Origin of the sequence: Streptomyces sp. B1866, assembly GCF_031932565.1 — a bacterium.
Classification (GTDB): domain Bacteria; phylum Actinomycetota; class Actinomycetes; order Streptomycetales; family Streptomycetaceae; genus Streptomyces.
Window position 1 is genome coordinate 37,363 of sequence record NZ_JAVSCF010000012.1, and the last position, 15,496, is coordinate 52,858.

The window sequence follows — 15,496 nt, forward strand, 5'->3', positions numbered from 1 at the left end:
CGCCGGAGACCTCGGAGATCTCGGAGATCTCGGAGATCTCCGGGACTTCCGGGGCTTGAGGGATGTGCAGGGCTCAGGGGGCCTGGGTGACCCTGGGGGTTCCGGGGGCAGTGGGGGCTCCGGGGGCTTTGGGGACTCCGGGGGCTTGGGTGACACCGGGGGCTCCGGGGAGCTGGGTGAGAGTGAGCTGCGGCTGCTGCTGCACGAGGCCGTCGGCGACCTGCGCCCCTCGACGGGCGCTCTCGACCACCTGCGCCGCGCGGTGCCCGCCCGCCGCAGGCGCCGCAGGCAGGTGCTGGTCGGGGCCGCCGTCGCGGTGGTGCTCTGCGGCGCCGCCCTGCCCGCCCTGGTGCACGTGGCGACCCGCGGCGGCGCCGACGACCGCCAGGCCAACGCGGCCAGCAGCGGCAGCGCCAGCGAGGCGGCGGACGGTCCGCGCGGCGCCACCGGCGGCGGTGGCCCGACGGCGGTGGCGACGGTGACCCCGAGCGGGCAGAGCCCCGGCGACAAGGGCACGGCCGGGAAGAAGGGGGAACGGTCCCAGGAGGCCCGGCCCGGTGCAGACGGCGCCGCGCCCGCCGCCTCCGGCTCCCTGTCGATCGCCGACGCGAGCTGCGCGCGCTCCCAGCTCGGCGACGCCACCGCCTCCGTCGGGGCGGCCGACGCGGAGGGCCGGATCTACGGCTCCTTCCTGGTCCGCAACATCTCCGACCGGGTGTGCTCGGTCCTGGACGACGGCGCGGTGTACGCCGTCGCGCAGGGCGGCGCGGACGCCTCGCGCGTCACCGTCACCGAGCACACGGCGGGCGACGCGGCCACCGGCCTCGACGACCCGGGCACGGAGGCGGACGGCGTCGTCCTGCGGCCGGGCGAGGCGTACAAGGTCGCGTTCGCCTGGATTCCCGCGGCGGGCGGCGGCACCGGCGGGTGCGCCAACCCGGGCTCCTCGCCCACCCCCGACCCCACGCAGGACCCGGGCAACGCGCCGGACAGCGGTTCCGGCGCGGGTGCGGCGGGCGGCGGCTCCGGAGGCGGCGCGCCGTCGGACGCGAGCGTGGTGGTCAGCCACGTACCGGCCGCCGGGGACCCGGTCGCCGCGAGTGCCACGCTGCCGGGCGCCTGCGCGGGAACGGTCTACCGCACGGGGGCCCGGGCGGCCTCCTGAGCCTTCCGGCGCGGCTGACCGCGGGACCTGAGCCTTTGGGCGCGGCTGGCGGGCCGGCGCGGCGGGGGCGGGGGGGCGGCCTCGCCGGGCGGCGGCGGCCTCCTCCGGGGCGTCCACGGGCTGCTCGGTGCCCCACCTTGCGCGGGTCCGGGCCGCCGGGCTCCCCTCGCTTGCGCGGGTCCGGGTCACCCGGTCCCCTCGCTTGCGCGGGTCCGGGTCACCCGGTCCCCTCGCTTGCGCGGGTGGGTCCGTCCCGCTGCTTGCGTGGGTCGGTCCGCACCTCGCGCGGAGCCGGGCCCACGCGGTCCGGTCGTCGCCCGGTTCCGTCGGCCGGCCGGGCGTCCGCGCTCCGGCCCCGCCGGTCCGGTCCGTCTCCCCGCGTCCCGTCTCCCCGCTCCTGGCGTCCGTCTCCCCGCGCCCGTCTCCCCGCTCCTGCCGACGGGGTCCGCGCGCCTCTCCGCGCGTCGTCGTCCCGGCCCGCGGCGGCCCCCGCCCGGGGCGAGAGCGGGACGGGGGCCGCCCCGGGCGGGGCGGGGCCGGGTCCGGACCGTACCGTGGTGGTTGTGTACCGGTTCCTGCTGACACCCCGCTGGTGGGCGATCAACGTCTTCGCCGTGCTGGCCATCCCGGTCTGCCTGCTCATGGGGAGCTGGCAGCTCAGCCGGTTCGAGACGCGCGTCGACGCCCACCGCGAGCAGCGGGACCAGGCCCGGACCGGAGCGGCGGCCGTGGCCGAGCCGCTGCGCGACCTGCTGCCGGTCACCCAGGACACCGCGGGATGGCGGGCGGCCGCCACCGGCAGGTACGACACCGGGCGGCAGCTGCTCGTGCCCGACCGCGAGCTGGACGGCCGCAGGGGCTTCTACGTGCTGGCCCTGCTGCGCACCGACGGGCGCACCGACCGGCACGCCGGTGGCGGTGGGACCGCGGCCGGCCGGGCCGCGACCGGTGGCAGCGGCGGCGGGAAGGTGCTGCCCGTCGTGCGCGGCTGGCTGCCCGGCGACGCGGACGACCCCGCCGCCACCGCCCACGTGCCCGCCGTGCCCGCCGGCCAGGTGACGGTGACCGGGACCCTTCAGGCGTCCGAGCACCAGGGCAGCCGGGGCGTGTCCGCAGGCGGCGGGCTGCCCCGCGGGCAGCTCGGCATGATCAGCGCGGCGTCGCTGGTCAACCTGGTGCCCTACGACGTGTACGACGCGTGGATCACCTCGGCGGCGGCGCCGCCGGGTCTGAAGCCGGTGCCTCCGGTGGCGGCGGAGGGCACCGGCCTGGACCTCAAGGCCTTCCAGAACCTGGGCTACACCGGCGAGTGGTTCGTCTTCGCGGGCTTCGTCGTCTTCATGTGGCTGCGGCTGTTCCGCCGGGAGGTGGAGACCGCCCGGGACGTCGCCCTGGGCCTCACCCCTCCCGGGCCGGTCGCGGGGACGCCTCCGCGGGCCGCGCCGGGGAGCGGTCGAGGGACTCCTCCCGGGGCGCCAGATCCAGATGCCGCCGCGCGAACTCGATCTCCAAGCGGAGCTGCTTGATCCGCTCCTCCACCACCAGCGAGCCGTGGCCCGCGTCGTACCGGTACACCTCGTGCGGGGCGCCGCGCCGCGCCAGGCGCTCGACGTAGTTGTCCACCTGGCGTATGGGGCAGCGCGGGTCGTTCACCCCGGCGGAGACGAACACCGGCGCCCGCACGCTGTCCACGTACGTCAGCGGGGAGGACGCCGCGTACCGCTCGGGCACCTCCTGCGGGCTGCCGCCCAGCAGCGTGCGGTCCAGCGCCTTCAGCGGCTCCATCTCGTCCTCGTACGCCGTGACGTAGTCCGCGACGGGCACGGCGGCGAGGCCCACCGCCCAGGCGTCCGGCTGGGTGCCGAGCCCGAGCAGGGTCAGGTACCCGCCCCAGGAGCCTCCGGCGAGCACCAGCCGCCGGGGGTCGGCCAGACCGGCGGCCACCGCCCACTCCCGCACGGCCGCGATGTCCTCCAGCTCGATCAGCCCGACCCGGTGCTTGAGCGCGTCGGTCCACTCCCGCCCGTACCCCGTCGAGCCGCGGTAGTTCACCCGCACGACCGCGAAGCCGTGGTCCACCCAGGCGGCCGGACCGGCCGCGAACGCGTCGCTGTCGTGCCAGGCCGGGCCGCCGTGGATGTCGAAGACCGTGGGGAACGGGCCCTCGCCCGCCGGTCTCTGCACCAGCGCGTGCACCCGGCCGCCGGGCCCGTCCACCCACACGTCCGCCACCGGCACCGACTCCGGCGCCCGCGGCCCGGGCGGGTCGAGCACCACCCGGCCCGTGGTCGACCGCACCCGCGGCGGCAGCGCCGCCGACGACCACAGGAACTCCACCGTCCCGTCCGGCCGGGCGGTGGCCCCGGACACCGTGCCCGCCGGGGTGTCCAGGCGGGTCAGCGCGCCGGCGGCCAGGTCGAACCGCCACAGCTCGCTGCGCGCGTGGTGGCTGTGCTCGACCAGCAGCGCCGAGCCGTCCGGATACCAGTCCGCGCCCACGTCGCCCGGCAGGTCGACGGCCAGCGGCGTCTCCTCGCCCGTCAGCGGGTCCCACAGCATCGGCTCCCACCGGCCGCGCCGCTGGTGCCCGACCAGCAGCCGGGTGTCCCCGGCGACCGGCGCGAAGCCCATGACGGACAGGCCCAGCTCGGCCGAGCCGCCCTCGGTGTCGTCCAGCTCGGCGACCGGCGTGCCGTCCAGCCGCACCACCCGGACCGCCGCGTGCATCGCGTCGCCGTGCTCGGTGTGCTCGACGGCCAGCAGGGTGCCGTCGTACGACAGCGCGCCCACCCCGGCCGACTGGCGGTGCCGGTAGATCTCCACGGGCTCCGCCCCGGGCGGCAGGACGTGGATCGTGGTGCCGTCGTCGTCCGATGACCGGCCGATGACCGCCGTGCCGTCCCGGCCGAGCACCAGGCCGGCCGAGAACCCGGGCGGGACGCCGGGCGCGGCCGGCTCGTCCAGGTCGCCGGGGTCGGCCCCGCGGCCCTCCGGGACGGTGAACGGCTGCCGCATCCACTGCCCGAACTCGTCGCCGTCCGTGTCGGAGAACCACCAGATCCACTCGCCGTCCGGCGTCAGCGTGCCCTCCGTGGTGCCGCTCGGCCGGTCGGTCACCTGCCGCCGCGCGCCGGTCGCCCGGTCCCACGCGTACAACTCGAAGGTGCCCGTCGCGTTCGACACGAACAGGGACCGGTCGGGCGCGTCCTCGGCCCACTCCGGCAGGCCCACCCGCGGTGCCCGGAACCGCTTCTCCCAGTCCGGCACGGCCTGCCAGGCGGCTTCCAGCGCGCTCAGCCGCCTGCCGGCCGACGGGCTCCCCGTTGCTCCCGTTGCTCCTGTTGCCCGCGGTGCTCGTGACGCGTCCGGCGCGCTCCCCGCACGCGGTGCTCCCGGCGCGTCCGGCGCGCCGCCCGGCCCGGCCGCGCCCCGGCGCGCGGCGCCCCGCCCGGTCCCGGTCACGAACCCAGTGTTCTCGTTCATGTCCCTCATTCTGCGCCGTACCCCGGACAACCCGGCCAGCCGCCCGGCGAGCCTGTGGACAACTTGGTCACACTCCCGGGTGACCCGCCCGGCCCGGGCGGGCGCCGCTGCTGGAAGACGGCCGTTACCGGAGGACGCCCGGCTACTTGCGTGGCACGCACCGGTTTCCTCCCCGTGGGCGGCCCGGCCGTGAGACCGTGGCTGTCGGACCGGGAGGATCGATGGGCGACATACGCGCGATCGTGGATGCGTACTGGGCGACGGCTCAGGCGCGCGACTGGCGGGCATTCGGCGCGACGCTCGCCGACGACGTGCGCTACGAGCTGCCGCAGACCCGGGAGTACGTGGTCGGGCGGGACGGCGTCGTCCGCTTCCACGCCGAGTGGCCCGGCGAGTGGAGCCTTGAGGTCGAGCGCGTCGTCGTCGACGGCGACCAGGCCGCGTGCCTGGTCAACTTCACCATCGACGAGGACGAGGCGCACCTCGTCGCCTTCATCACCTTCGCTCCCGACGGCCGGATCCAGACCGTCACCGACTTCTGGCCCGAGCCGTACGAGCCCCCGGCCGGCCGCGAGCACCTGGTCGACCGCTACTGACCGGTTCTGCGGGGGCGGGATTCGGCGGGGGAGCGCCTACGGATCCATGCCTACGGATCCACGCTTACGGATTCAGCAGCACCGGCAGCGCGTCCACCCCGTAGACGATGGACAGCCTCCGGAAGGAGAGCGCCGCCGGGTCGACCGCGAGCCGCATCCGCGGGAACGCGCGGACGAGCGCCGGATAGGCCGCGCGGAGTTCCATCCGGGCCAGCTCCGCGCCGACGCACCGGTGAATCCCGTACCCGAAGGCGAGATGCGAGGGGACGCGTCCCCGGTGGGGGTCGAACCGCTCCATGCCGGGGCCCAGGTCCTCGTCCCGGTTCGCTCCGCTGAGCGAGCACACCACGAGGTCGCCACGGGATATGCGTACGCCCGCTATCTCCATGTCCTCGCGCGCGAACCGGGGAAAGGCGACCTGCACGACGGTCAGATAGCGCAGCAGCTCCTCCACGAACCGGTCGACGACGCCGTCCCGCGCGTTCCCGTCCGCGGCGGCGTCCGCGCCCCCGCGCGTGCCGCCGTCGCGGATCAGCGCGAAGTGCTCCGGGTCGCGCAGCAGGACCAGGGTGCCGAGCGCGAGCATGCTGGCGGTGGTCTCCAGGCCGCCGGTGAGCACGCCGTCCGCGAGCCCGGCCAGCTCCTCGTCGCCGATCTCGTCCCCGTGCTCCCTGATCAGCCTGCCCAGCAGCCCGTCGCCCGGCGCCCGGCGCTGTCCGGCGACGATGTCGAGCAGGTACGACAAGGAGTCGGATATCGCGCCGAACGACGCGTCGGCGCCGTCGTACAGGTCGAACCGCGCGGTGCTCAGCCGCTGGAAGTCCGCCCGGTCCGCGTACGGGACGCCCAGCAGCTCGCAGATCACCAGGGACGGCACGGGCAGCGCGAACGCCTGCACCAGGTCGACCGGCCGCCCGTCGCGCGCCCGCGCGGCCATCTCCGCCAGCCGCTCGTCGACGATCGCGTGGATTCTGGGCGTGAGCCTGGCCAGCCGGTGCGCGGTGAATTCCGGAGTGAGCAGGCGGCGCAGCCGGGTGTGCGCGGGCGGATCGCTGAAGCCGAGGCCGCCGGGGCTGTGGCGGGCGACGACCCCCACGTTCCGCTGGAGATGCGTGAAGTCGCTGCTGAAACCGTCCGGCCTGCCCAGCACCGCCTTGACGGCGTCGTAGCCGGTGACCAGCCAGGCGGTCAGCCCGAAGGGGAGCGGGAGGCTGCTGACCGGCGCGCTCACGCGCGTGCGGGCGAGTTCCGGCACCGGGTCGAGTCCGTGGCGGCGCAGCGGGGCGAGCGTGGTGGCTGGGAGAAAGGTCAGTTTCGACAGGTCGAAGCCGTTTCCCTGGAGCCTGGGCAGGTACTTCCGGCCCAGCCAGGCCATGACGCTGGTCCGCACATTGATGTTCAGCATGGGCGTCATAGTGCCGGTTCGGGGCGGGAACGGCGGTGTACGGTATGAAAAATCCTCTTCCCGGTCGTCCTGGGCGTGCTTCCCGGCCGTCCGTCGGCCTCCTGTGCGCACGCGCGGCTGCGGCGTGGAGTGGCGGGCTCCGGTGGATGGGGGGAGGGTGGAGACAACGAGCCCCCGCGCGGGGCGCGAGGCAGCGTGCGCGCGGTCCGGCAAGCCCGGTGGCTCCTCGGAGCCGGCGGGCCTGGCGGGTTCGGCGGGCGCGCGTGCGGCGGACGGCTTCCCGGGCCGGGGTCCCCGGCGGGTGCCGGGCGCCGGTCGGGCGGGCCGGGGTCGGCCGGTCCCGGCTGGTACGGGCCGTGGGGCCGGGTCCGGTGTCGGGCCGCGCCCCTGGGGCACCCTGTACGGGGCCCGGCCGCCCGGCCGGGAGTGTGGCGGGGCCGCCACGCGCGTGCGCCCGGTGGCGGGGGCGGGCACGTGGCCGCGAGCGAGGTGAGGTGACCGGCCGTGCAGGTCAGGTTCCGCGCCGTTCAGGGCGCGCCGTGCTGGGTGAGCCTCATGGCCTCCGACCTGGAGCGCGCCCAGGGCTTCTACGGCGACCTCTTCGGGTGGCGCTTCAAACCGAGCCGCCACGGCGGCGGCCACTACTCGATCGCGTTCGCCGACGACTCGCCGACCGTCGGCGTCGGCTCCTCCCCGTACCGCGACCCGAGCCTCCCCGGCGCCTGGACCACCTACTTCGCCGCCGACAGCGCGAACGAGGTGGCGCGCCGCGCCCAGGACCACGGGGGCACGGTCGCGGTCGGGCCGATCGACTTCGGCGGCGGCCGGGTGGCCTGGGCCGCCGACTCCTCGGGCGCGCCCTTCGCCATCTGGGAGGGCGACCTGACCTCCTCCTGGTGGGAGCACCGCAGGGCCGGTGCGCCGCTGTGGGTGGAACTGCGCACCCGGGACGCGTTCGAGGCCGCGCTCTTCTACGGCGCCGTCTTCGCCTGGGACGCGCAGCCCTCGGCCCGCTGCGACGTGCGCTACGAGCACAACCGCGTGATCCTCTCCATCGACGGGCAGGCCGTGGCGGGCCTGTGCGGCGGCGCCATGGAGGCCGTCCCCGACCCGGCCGTCCGCCCCCGCTGGCACGTGTACTTCCGGGTGCACGACGTGGACGCCGTCGCCGAGAGGGCCGCCGACCTCGGCGGCACGGTCCTGTCCGCGCCGGGCGACTCCCCGCTCGGGCGCACGGCCGCGCTGCGCGACGTGGTGGGCGCGCCCTTCAGCGTCACGTCCGTACGGGCCGACTTCTGATCCGTGCGCTCGTGTCCGGCCCGCTTGGCATCCGCTCGCCTGGATCCGCCGTTTCCGGTCGCGCGCGGGGGCCGCTCTCGGCGACGCCCCTCCCGCGCGGGCCGTCGTTCTCGCGATGCCGTCCCGCGCGGGCCGCGCCTTTCCCGGGCGGGCTCCCGAACGGGCCGCGCGTCCGCCGTCACCCGAGCACGAACTGCGCCAGCAGCACCACCGCCACCACGATCAGGCCGACCCCGGCGCACAGGACGAGGACGGGCAGTCGGCTCCGCCACCGGTCGGCCGCCTCCCCGTCGGCCGTCTCCTCCTCCGGCTCCGGTGGCTCACCCACCGCCGGCTCCAGAGGCCCGGAGGGTGACGCGTACGGCATCGGGGGCTCGTGCGGCGCCGGTGGCCGGGGCCGGTCCGGGTAGCCGGGCGCCGGTGGCGCGGGCGGGCCGGCACCGGGCATCAGCGTGCCGGGCGGGCCGCCGCGCGCCCCGGGAATGCGCGCTCCCGCGTCGGGCGGCGTGGGCAGGAGAGCGGTCCGGGGCGGGCCCGCGGGCGGCGCGGGCGGCGCGGGCGGGAGCCGGGCGGGCAGGTACGGGGCCCAGGCCGCCGTCGCGCCCGCCAGCCCGAGGCCCAGCAGCCCCAGCCAGACCTCGTCCAGCAGGCGCGGGTCGCTCCTGACGATCCACTCCACGGCCGCGCGGGAGGCCCGGTCCCGGCCGAACCACAGCCCGGGCAGCAGTTCCGCCAGCCGCGCGTTCGCCCAGTCGCGCCCGGCGTACGGGCGCACCGCCCAGATGTAGAGGGAGGCGGCGTTCGCGGCGCGCGTCGCCTCGTCCGGGCCGGCGGGATGTGCCCCCGGGCCGCCGCTCGGGTGCGGCCGGTACGCCAGGAACAGGCCCCGGTCGAGCACGGTCGCGCACAGTTCCTCGCGCAGTTCCGGCCGCCAGCGGTCGACCCGGCAGGCTATCTCCAGCAGCACCTCCGTCAGCCGCGGGTAGGCCAGGTCCTCGTGCAGCCGCCGCAGCAGCTCCCGGCCCTTCACCTCGTACAGCGGGCCGGGCGCCGCCGCCTCGCCCGGCGCCGGGCCCGCCCCGGGGCCGGCCGCCTGCTGTCGGCGCGCCGCCTCGCGCGGGCCGACCCAGGCGGGCGCGACACCCGCGCGGGCCCAGGGGACGGGGTCCGGCCCGGGCACGCCCGGTCCCGGTGTCGGGCCGGGTACGTGGCCGGGGCCCGGGCCGGCGGCCGGCACCGGGACCGGGACCGGGTCCCGTCGGCGGTCCGGGGCCGGCAGCGGCGCCTCCCCGGGCTGCCCAGGGTCCCCAGGCTCCCGGGGTGGCCCGGACGGCCCGTACGGCCCGGGTGGCCCTCCGCCGGGTCCTGAGGGCCGGTCCGGGCCTCCGGCCGGTGCCCGGACCGGCCCTCCGCCGACCGGCCCGCCGACGGGTCTTTCGGCGGGCCCGCCGGCGGGCCCCCAGACCGGTTCCCCGCCCGGTTCCCCGTCCGGCTCCGGGGCAGGCGCGCGGCCGGGCTCCGGCCAGGCCCCGGGCNGGTCTTTCGGCGGGCCCGCCGGCGGGCCCCCAGACCGGTTCCCCGCCCGGTTCCCCGTCCGGCTCCGGGGCAGGCGCGCGGCCGGGCTCCGGCCAGGCCCCGGGCGAGCCCTCCGGCCCCGAGCCCGGTCCCCGTACCGGCTCCGCGGGCCCGCCCGGCCCCGGCCCCGCGGAAGCCGCCGCGGCCGCCCCCGGCGCACTCCACTCCCCGCCCGGAAACGCCCCGCCCTGGAAGGCCCTGTCCGGGAACGCCCCGCCCGGGAACGCACTGTCCGGGAGCCCGCCGCCCGGGCCGACCTCCCGCAGGTCCCCACCCCGCCCCGGAGCGCCGAGCCCGGCCCCGTCCGGCTCCACCGCGCCCGGCCCGGCCGTACCCCCCGGCGCCCCGGCGCTCCCCAGCGCGCCCAGCGCCCGCTCCGCCGCCGCCAGCAGCAGCCCGCCGGCCGCCTCGAAACCGTCCGGCGCGCGGCCCGCCGCCCGTACCGCCCGCGCGAGCGCGTCGGCCACCGCCCGCCGCTCCTCGTACGTCCCGTCCGCCCGTTCCAGCAGCCGCCGCACCAGCTCCGCCGCGGCCCGGCCGGCCCGGTCGTCGCGCGGCCGGCCGAGGTCGACCCGGACCCGCCGCTCGTCGTCGGCCGCCGCCGCGGGCCAGTCCGGTACGAAGACGAAGCCCAGCGCCTCGGAGTCGTCGGTGTCGTGGGTGGCGAAGGACCAGCCCTGCGGGTGGTCGTCACGGACGCCGCCGAAGATGCCGTACAGCCCCCAAAGGATCAGGTACGGGCTGTCGCCGCCCCACCGGTCCAGCAGCGAGTAGCGCTTGCCGGGGCTGCGCAGCACCTCGGCGGCCGCCGCGCCGAGCGGTTCGGCGACCCGCGCGAGACCGGCGTACAGGCCGTCCCGGGCGTCGGCCGCGGCGGCCGCCAGGGCGGGCAGGGGCACCGGGCGCAGGGCGCCGCGCACGGTGCCCAGCGGCAGGCCGCCGTCCTCGCCCTGCCAGTCCCAGGCGTGCAGCCCCAGGCAGGTCGCCACGTCCAGGTGCGCCTCGGGCCCGAGCAGGGCGTGGCACCAGGTGTCCCGCCGGCCGGCCGGGTCGTGGCCGAGGACGCGGCGGACCAGCAGCACCTCGCCGCGCCCGCGGTTGACGATCCGCACCAGGCCCGGGGCGGGTGCGCCGCCCGCGACGCGCAGCATGGTGGCCACCCGGCGGTGCACGGCCCGCGCGCGCTCCGGCTCGCACGACCAGGCGACGACGCCGAAGCCCGTACTGCCGGAGAGGTTGTCCGCGTCCCACCGGAAGACCAGCTGGTGCACCCACGGCTCGTGGCCGGGTGCGCCTCCGGCCGCCCCCGCCGCCCCTGTTCCCGTCCGCGCGGTCATGCCAGGCCCGCCTCTCTCAGGTCCTCGCCCGGGAGGAGCCCGCACATAGCGAAGATCGACAGCAGCGGCGCCAGCACCCGGCGGGGCACGACGCCGTAGGGGAAGACCCCGCCCTGCTCGCGGCCGCCGGTGGCGGAGACGAAGTGCAGGGTGCAGCGCAGGCACTCGGTGAAGGGTTTCAGCCACGCGGGGCTGCCGTGGTGGCGCACGAACGCGTACACGTCCCGGCTCTCCTCGTACAGCTCATGGCCCGAGACGGCCGGAGGAAGCGGCCGGGACAGCCACCGGTCCACCGGCGGGTCGAAGCGCACCAGGTCGCTCTTGTTGAGCACGACCGCGGCGGCCGCGCCGTCGATGTACCGGCCGGTGCGCGGCACCCGGTCCAGTACGGTGGCGAACGCCTCGTCGCCCAGGTCCCGCTCGCGCAGCCCGGTCTTCTCCCGCACCCGGTCCAGCTGCGGCAGGCGCAGCGCGCGCAGCGGGTCGATCAGGAAGATGAACGCGTCGACCCCGGTCAGGAAGCGGGCGGCCTCCCCGTGCTCCACCAGGTCCTCGCCGGCCAGGTCGAAGAACATCACCGGCCGCGTCCCGCCGTGCCCGGAGACCAGCAGCCCGTCCGCGAAGTACGCGAACGCCGTGGACGCGGTCGCGGCGAGCACCTGCGCGTCGTGCAGCGGCTGCACCTGCTGGCGCAGGAACCGGCGGTGCCACTCCGGGTCCAGCGGGCGGCAGGCCAGCCCGTACGGCCGCAGGGCGCCGCTCTCCACCTCGCCCAGGATCGAGGCGAGCAGGTGCGTCTTGCCCGCGGTCGAGCTGCCGATCATGGCCACGGTCAGCGGCCGGCCGTGGACCAGGAAGGACACCGGCAGGTAGTGCGGGGGCACGCCGCCGGTGTGCGGGCACAGCTGGTGGGCGCCGCGCAGCAGGTCCTCGCGGCGCAGGGGGTTGCGCTCGGCCGACAGGTCGAGGGGTTCCAGCTCCTGCTGGACGTTGCGGACGTACAGCCGTGACTCGTCGTACGTCACCGGGTCGAGGCAGTACGGGCAGCGGACCTCCGGGTACGCGCGTGCCGCCGGCCGGCCGTTCACCGGTCGCCTCCCTTTCTGCCGAAGCCGCCGAAGCCGCCCAGGCGGCCGAGTCCCAGTCCGGTGCGCCGCGGCGACCGGGCCCGGCCGCCCCCGCCGGTGCCCGGACTGCCGCCACGCGCGCCCTCGCTCGACCGGGTGGACCAGGCGCCGGGCGCCGGGCCGGTGACGTCGGGGGGCAGGTCGGCCGGGCCGCCGCCGGGCGGGTCGCCACCGGACGGGGCGGTGTGCCCGTCCCCGCCCAGGAACCGGCGCTTGTCGGCCAGGTGCCCGGCGTACTCGGCGCGGCCCGCGTCCAGCTCGTCGCCGGGCCGGGCGGCGGGCCCGGCCGGGTCGGGGACGCCGAGCCGGTCCAGCACCGTGGCCGGGGACGGGCGGTCGGCGGCCAGGGGCGCGAAGGCGCCGCTGTCGCGCAGCGCGGCGAGCTGGTTGTAGGTGTCCAGGTCCGGGGGCGGCGCGGCGGTGCCGTCCGGGCGGCCGCCCATCACGTGGTACATCACCATGGCCGCGCTCCACAGGTCGTCGCGCGGGTCGCAGCGGCCGGTGCCCCGGTACTGCTCGGGCGCGGCCCACGGCAGCCGGCCGAACGCCTCCCGCGCGGAGTGCGCCGGCATCGCGTTCAGCAGCTCGCGCACGTACACCTGCTCGCCGTCCCACAGCACCGTCTCCGGGCTGATCGCCCGGTGCACCACGCCGGCCCGCTCCAGCAGCCGCACCACGAGCGCCAGCTCGGCCATCACCCGGCCCAGCTCCTCGATGCCCAGCTCCTCGCCGCGCTGGGCGAGCGGCGCCGCGCGCGGGCGCTCGAACAGCACGAACGGCTCGGAGACGTCGAGGTTCTGGCCCACCAGGCGGGTGAAGCGGCGCGGGGTGCGCGCGCCGTAGGCCCGTTCGACGGTCAGCGCGGCGCCGATGCCGCGCTCCAGAGCCGCGTAGGCGCGCCGGTCGCCCCGCGCGGACAGCGGCAGCCGGTACTGGAGCAGCTTCCAGCCGCCGTCCAGCACGACGGGCCGGGCGGCCAGGCCCGCCCGGCCCGGCGCCCGCCGGTCGGGCCCGTACCGCGCGCGGTGCCGGGCCAGCTCGCCGTCCGGGGTGAAGAACTCCACCTCGTCCTGCGGGCCGCCGTCCCGCGCGGGGTGCCGTCCGGGGTCGTGCCCGGGGTCCTGCCCGGGGTGCTGGGTCATGCCAGCCGCTCCTCCCGCCCGGGGCCGTCCTGGGGCCGCCCGGGGCCGTCCTGGGGCCGTACGCTGCGTACGGTGCCCGGGCGCAGCGGCATGAGCCGCAGCACGCCCGCGAACCGGCCGGCGGGCGTCCACACCACGTCGTCGTCCGCGGCGCCCCACTCGTCCGCGGCCGGTTCGTCGGCGCCGCGGCGGGCCGCCTCCGGTGCGAAGCGGACCCGGGGCGCCGCCTGGTGGCCGTGCGACAGCAGGCGGCGCTGCCCGGGCTCGCACAGCGGTCGGGCGGCCTCCTCGCCGTCGGCCAGCACGCGCGCGACGCCCTCGGTGCCCACGCCGAGCAGCACCGCCGAGCCGGGGCGGCTCCCGGGGTCGCGGGCGCCGGGCGGGGCCGCGGCCGCGTCCCGGGCCAGCCGGTCCGCGGTCGCCTCCAGCAACTCGGCCAGGTGCCCGGCGAACGGCAGCAGGGCCGTGGCGCCCGGGTCCCGCTCGACCGTGCCCCAGTAGGGGGCGAGGAAGTCCAGCACGCCGTCGGCCAGGTCGCCGGCCAGGGTCTCCACCAGCGCCGGGCCGCCGTCGCCCGTCTCGCGCCGCAGCCACGGCAGCCCGGCGGAGCCCTGCCCGCGCGAGGAGGGCGCCGTCCCGCGCGGGAAGGGCGCGCCGGTGCCGTAGCCGCCCGCGTTCGCGCCGGGAGCGCCGCCGTTCACCGGCCCCGCGCCGTCCCGCGCGGGCCCGGGGCCGGACGGCGCGCCGCCGTCCCACCAGACCTCGGCGTCGCCGTCGTCCGCGGTCTGGTCCCAGTCGTCCCAGTCCCACGGCTCCCACTCGCCCGCCGTCTCCCCCTGCCCGTCGGGCCGGCCCGCGCGGGCGGCCGCCGCGGCCCTGGCGCCGGCCGTCGTCGGGCCGGACGCCTCGGCGAACGTCCGGGCCCACGGCTGCACCTCCGTGGCCAGCGCGGTCAGCAGGGACGACACCGCGCGGGCCCCGCCCGCGCAGCGCAGCCGGGCGTCGGCGAGCAGCCAGTCGTACACGGCGGCCTGCGCCAGCAGCGCGTCCATGGCCTCCAGCGCGGCCCCCGCGGCGTACGGGCGCTTGCGCTCCCACCAGGCGTCCACCGACGCGGTCCAGCGTCGCGCCGCCACCGCGGCCAGCAGCAGTGCCGCCAGCGGCGGCCCGGCGGCCCGCACCCATCCCGGCAGCCCCAGCAGCAGCCCGGCCGCCGCGCCGAGCACGCCGCCCAGCAGGCCGCCCGCGACCTCGGCGACGAGATGGTCGCCCGCGGCCCCGTACCCCGCCCGGGCGCTCCCGAACCGGCGCGCCGGCAGGAGTGCCGTCAGCGCCACCGCCGCCACGCCGACCAGCGGGCCGAGCAGCCAGCCCGCCAGCGGCGACAACCCGACCAGGACGGCCGCCGCGAACGCGCCCGCCGCCGCCTGCCACGGCGGCCAGGCCGGCGCGAAGGGCACCGGCGCGGACAGGTCCGCGACCGTCCCGGGCGGGCACGCCTCGTCCAGGCGGCTGAGCCGGGCCGCGCTGCCGGCCGGTGCCGAGCGGCGCGACAGGCCCGACAGCCGGGCGGCGGCGGACCGCAGCGGCAGCCGCCCGCCGATCAGGTCCTCGGTGTAGCGGCGCAGGTGCGGGACGGCCAGCTCCGGGGACGTCTCGGGGCTCTCGGTGAGGTCGACGCCGCGCCGTATGAGGCTGTCGCGCTGCTCGGACGTCAGCCGCCCGTCCCGCTGCTCGTGCAGCGCGCCGGAGACCGTCTCGCGGTACGCGCCCACGTGCCGCGCCAGCTCCTCCAGGCGGTCCGGCAGGGCCGCCTCGCGCACCGCCGCGCCCTGGAGCAGGGCCGAGGGGCGGCGCACGCGCGCGTACGCGTCCTGGGCGCCGCGCAGCGCCCGTCCGGCGGCCATCCGCCGGGCGTGGGCCTCGCTGCCCGGGCGCAGCCACTGGCGGTCGGCGAGGCTGTGCGGCACGGCCTCGCCGACCAGCGGCCGCAGCCCCTCGGGGAGCGCGCCCGCCCCGTCGGGGCCCGCGCCGGCCGGTACGGGCGTGTCCTGGCCGGTCAGGGCCTCCAGAGCGAGCCGCCAGGCGCGGGCGCGGGCGGCGTCGGTGAGGTCGTGCTCCAGCACGCTGGGCGCGGGCACGGCGACCCCTTCGGGCACCTCGGCGAGGGCCGACAGCACCGCGTCGAACACGGCGGGCTCGGTCAGCAGGTCGGCCAGCGGCCGCAGGCCGTCCTCCTCGGCGGCGCCGCTGCCGCAGGCGGCGTCGGGTATCCACAGCACGCCCGCGTCGGGCAGCCGCAGCAGTGTGGGCCGGGCCAGCGCCCAGCCGCGCGCGGCCCGGTCGGCGGCCCGGTCGGCGGCCCGC

Annotated in this window: 9 protein-coding genes and 1 pseudogene; 4 read left to right on the forward strand and 6 right to left on the reverse strand. The window is 78.3% G+C overall.

Features of this window, described 5'->3' with window-relative positions; genetic code table 11:
* The first annotated feature begins 145 nt into the window (after positions 1–145).
* Complete coding sequence (locus RKE29_RS03990; RefSeq protein WP_312003599.1) at positions 146–1,165, forward strand: hypothetical protein; 1,020 nt, start codon at positions 146–148, stop codon at positions 1,163–1,165.
* A 563-nt stretch (positions 1,166–1,728) separates the two neighbouring features.
* Positions 1,729–2,571, forward strand: a pseudogene (locus tag RKE29_RS03995) (SURF1 family protein); the annotation flags it as partial.
* On the opposite strand, the gene RKE29_RS04000 reads toward RKE29_RS03995, so the two are convergent.
* Positions 2,564–4,432 carry a prolyl oligopeptidase family serine peptidase gene (locus RKE29_RS04000; RefSeq protein WP_312003610.1) on the reverse strand — a complete coding sequence of 623 codons (1,869 nt, stop codon included), beginning with the start codon at positions 4,430–4,432 and terminating at the stop codon, positions 2,564–2,566. The pseudogene RKE29_RS03995 and the gene RKE29_RS04000 overlap by 8 nt on opposite strands.
* Positions 4,433–4,869: 437 nt before the next feature.
* On the opposite strand from RKE29_RS04000, the gene RKE29_RS04005 reads away from it, so the two are divergent.
* Positions 4,870–5,244 carry a nuclear transport factor 2 family protein gene (locus RKE29_RS04005; RefSeq protein ID WP_312003600.1) on the forward strand — a complete coding sequence of 125 codons (375 nt, stop codon included), beginning with the start codon at positions 4,870–4,872 and terminating at the stop codon, positions 5,242–5,244.
* 64 nt (positions 5,245–5,308) lie between these two features.
* On the opposite strand, the gene RKE29_RS04010 is transcribed toward RKE29_RS04005, so the two are convergent.
* Entirely contained in the window at positions 5,309–6,649 is a 1,341-nt protein-coding gene (locus RKE29_RS04010) for a cytochrome P450 (RefSeq protein ID WP_312003601.1), read from the reverse strand.
* A 504-nt stretch (positions 6,650–7,153) separates the two neighbouring features.
* Here RKE29_RS04010 and RKE29_RS04015 point away from each other — a divergent pair.
* Positions 7,154–7,948 (forward strand): VOC family protein, encoded by a 795-nt coding sequence (locus RKE29_RS04015; protein WP_312003602.1) that lies wholly within the window; start codon positions 7,154–7,156, stop codon positions 7,946–7,948.
* Positions 7,949–8,126: 178 nt separating this feature from the next.
* Here RKE29_RS04015 and RKE29_RS04020 read toward each other — a convergent pair whose 3' ends face one another.
* The 4 genes from RKE29_RS04020 to RKE29_RS04035 form a co-directional block, all read right to left on the reverse strand.
* Positions 8,127–9,128: a hypothetical protein gene (locus tag RKE29_RS04020; RefSeq protein WP_312003603.1), complete on the reverse strand. Its 1,002-nt coding sequence runs from the start codon at positions 9,126–9,128 to the stop codon at positions 8,127–8,129.
* Between the two features lie 1,728 nt (positions 9,129–10,856).
* Positions 10,857–11,948, reverse strand: a complete 1,092-nt coding sequence (locus RKE29_RS04025) for a hypothetical protein (protein ID WP_312003604.1) — start codon at positions 11,946–11,948, stop codon at positions 10,857–10,859.
* Complete coding sequence (locus tag RKE29_RS04030) at positions 11,945–13,129, reverse strand: hypothetical protein (RefSeq protein WP_312003605.1); 1,185 nt, start codon at positions 13,127–13,129, stop codon at positions 11,945–11,947. The genes RKE29_RS04025 and RKE29_RS04030 overlap by 4 nt, the downstream gene beginning before the upstream one ends.
* On the reverse strand, positions 13,126–15,496 hold a 2,371-nt coding region (locus RKE29_RS04035; protein WP_312003606.1), incomplete at its 5' end, for a hypothetical protein. The genes RKE29_RS04035 and RKE29_RS04030, both read right to left, overlap by 4 nt.

What these genes read in the sequence shown, in the direction of transcription:
- RKE29_RS04005 (WP_312003600.1), top strand. Translation starts at nt 4,870, where the DNA reads ATGGGCGACATACGCGCGATCGTGGATGCGTACTGGGCGACGGCTCAG.
- RKE29_RS04030 (WP_312003605.1), bottom strand. Translation starts at nt 13,129, where the DNA reads ATGACCCAGCACCCCGGGCAGGACCCCGGGCACGACCCCGGACGGCAC.
- RKE29_RS04010 (WP_312003601.1), bottom strand. Translation starts at nt 6,649, where the DNA reads ATGCTGAACATCAATGTGCGGACCAGCGTCATGGCCTGGCTGGGCCGG.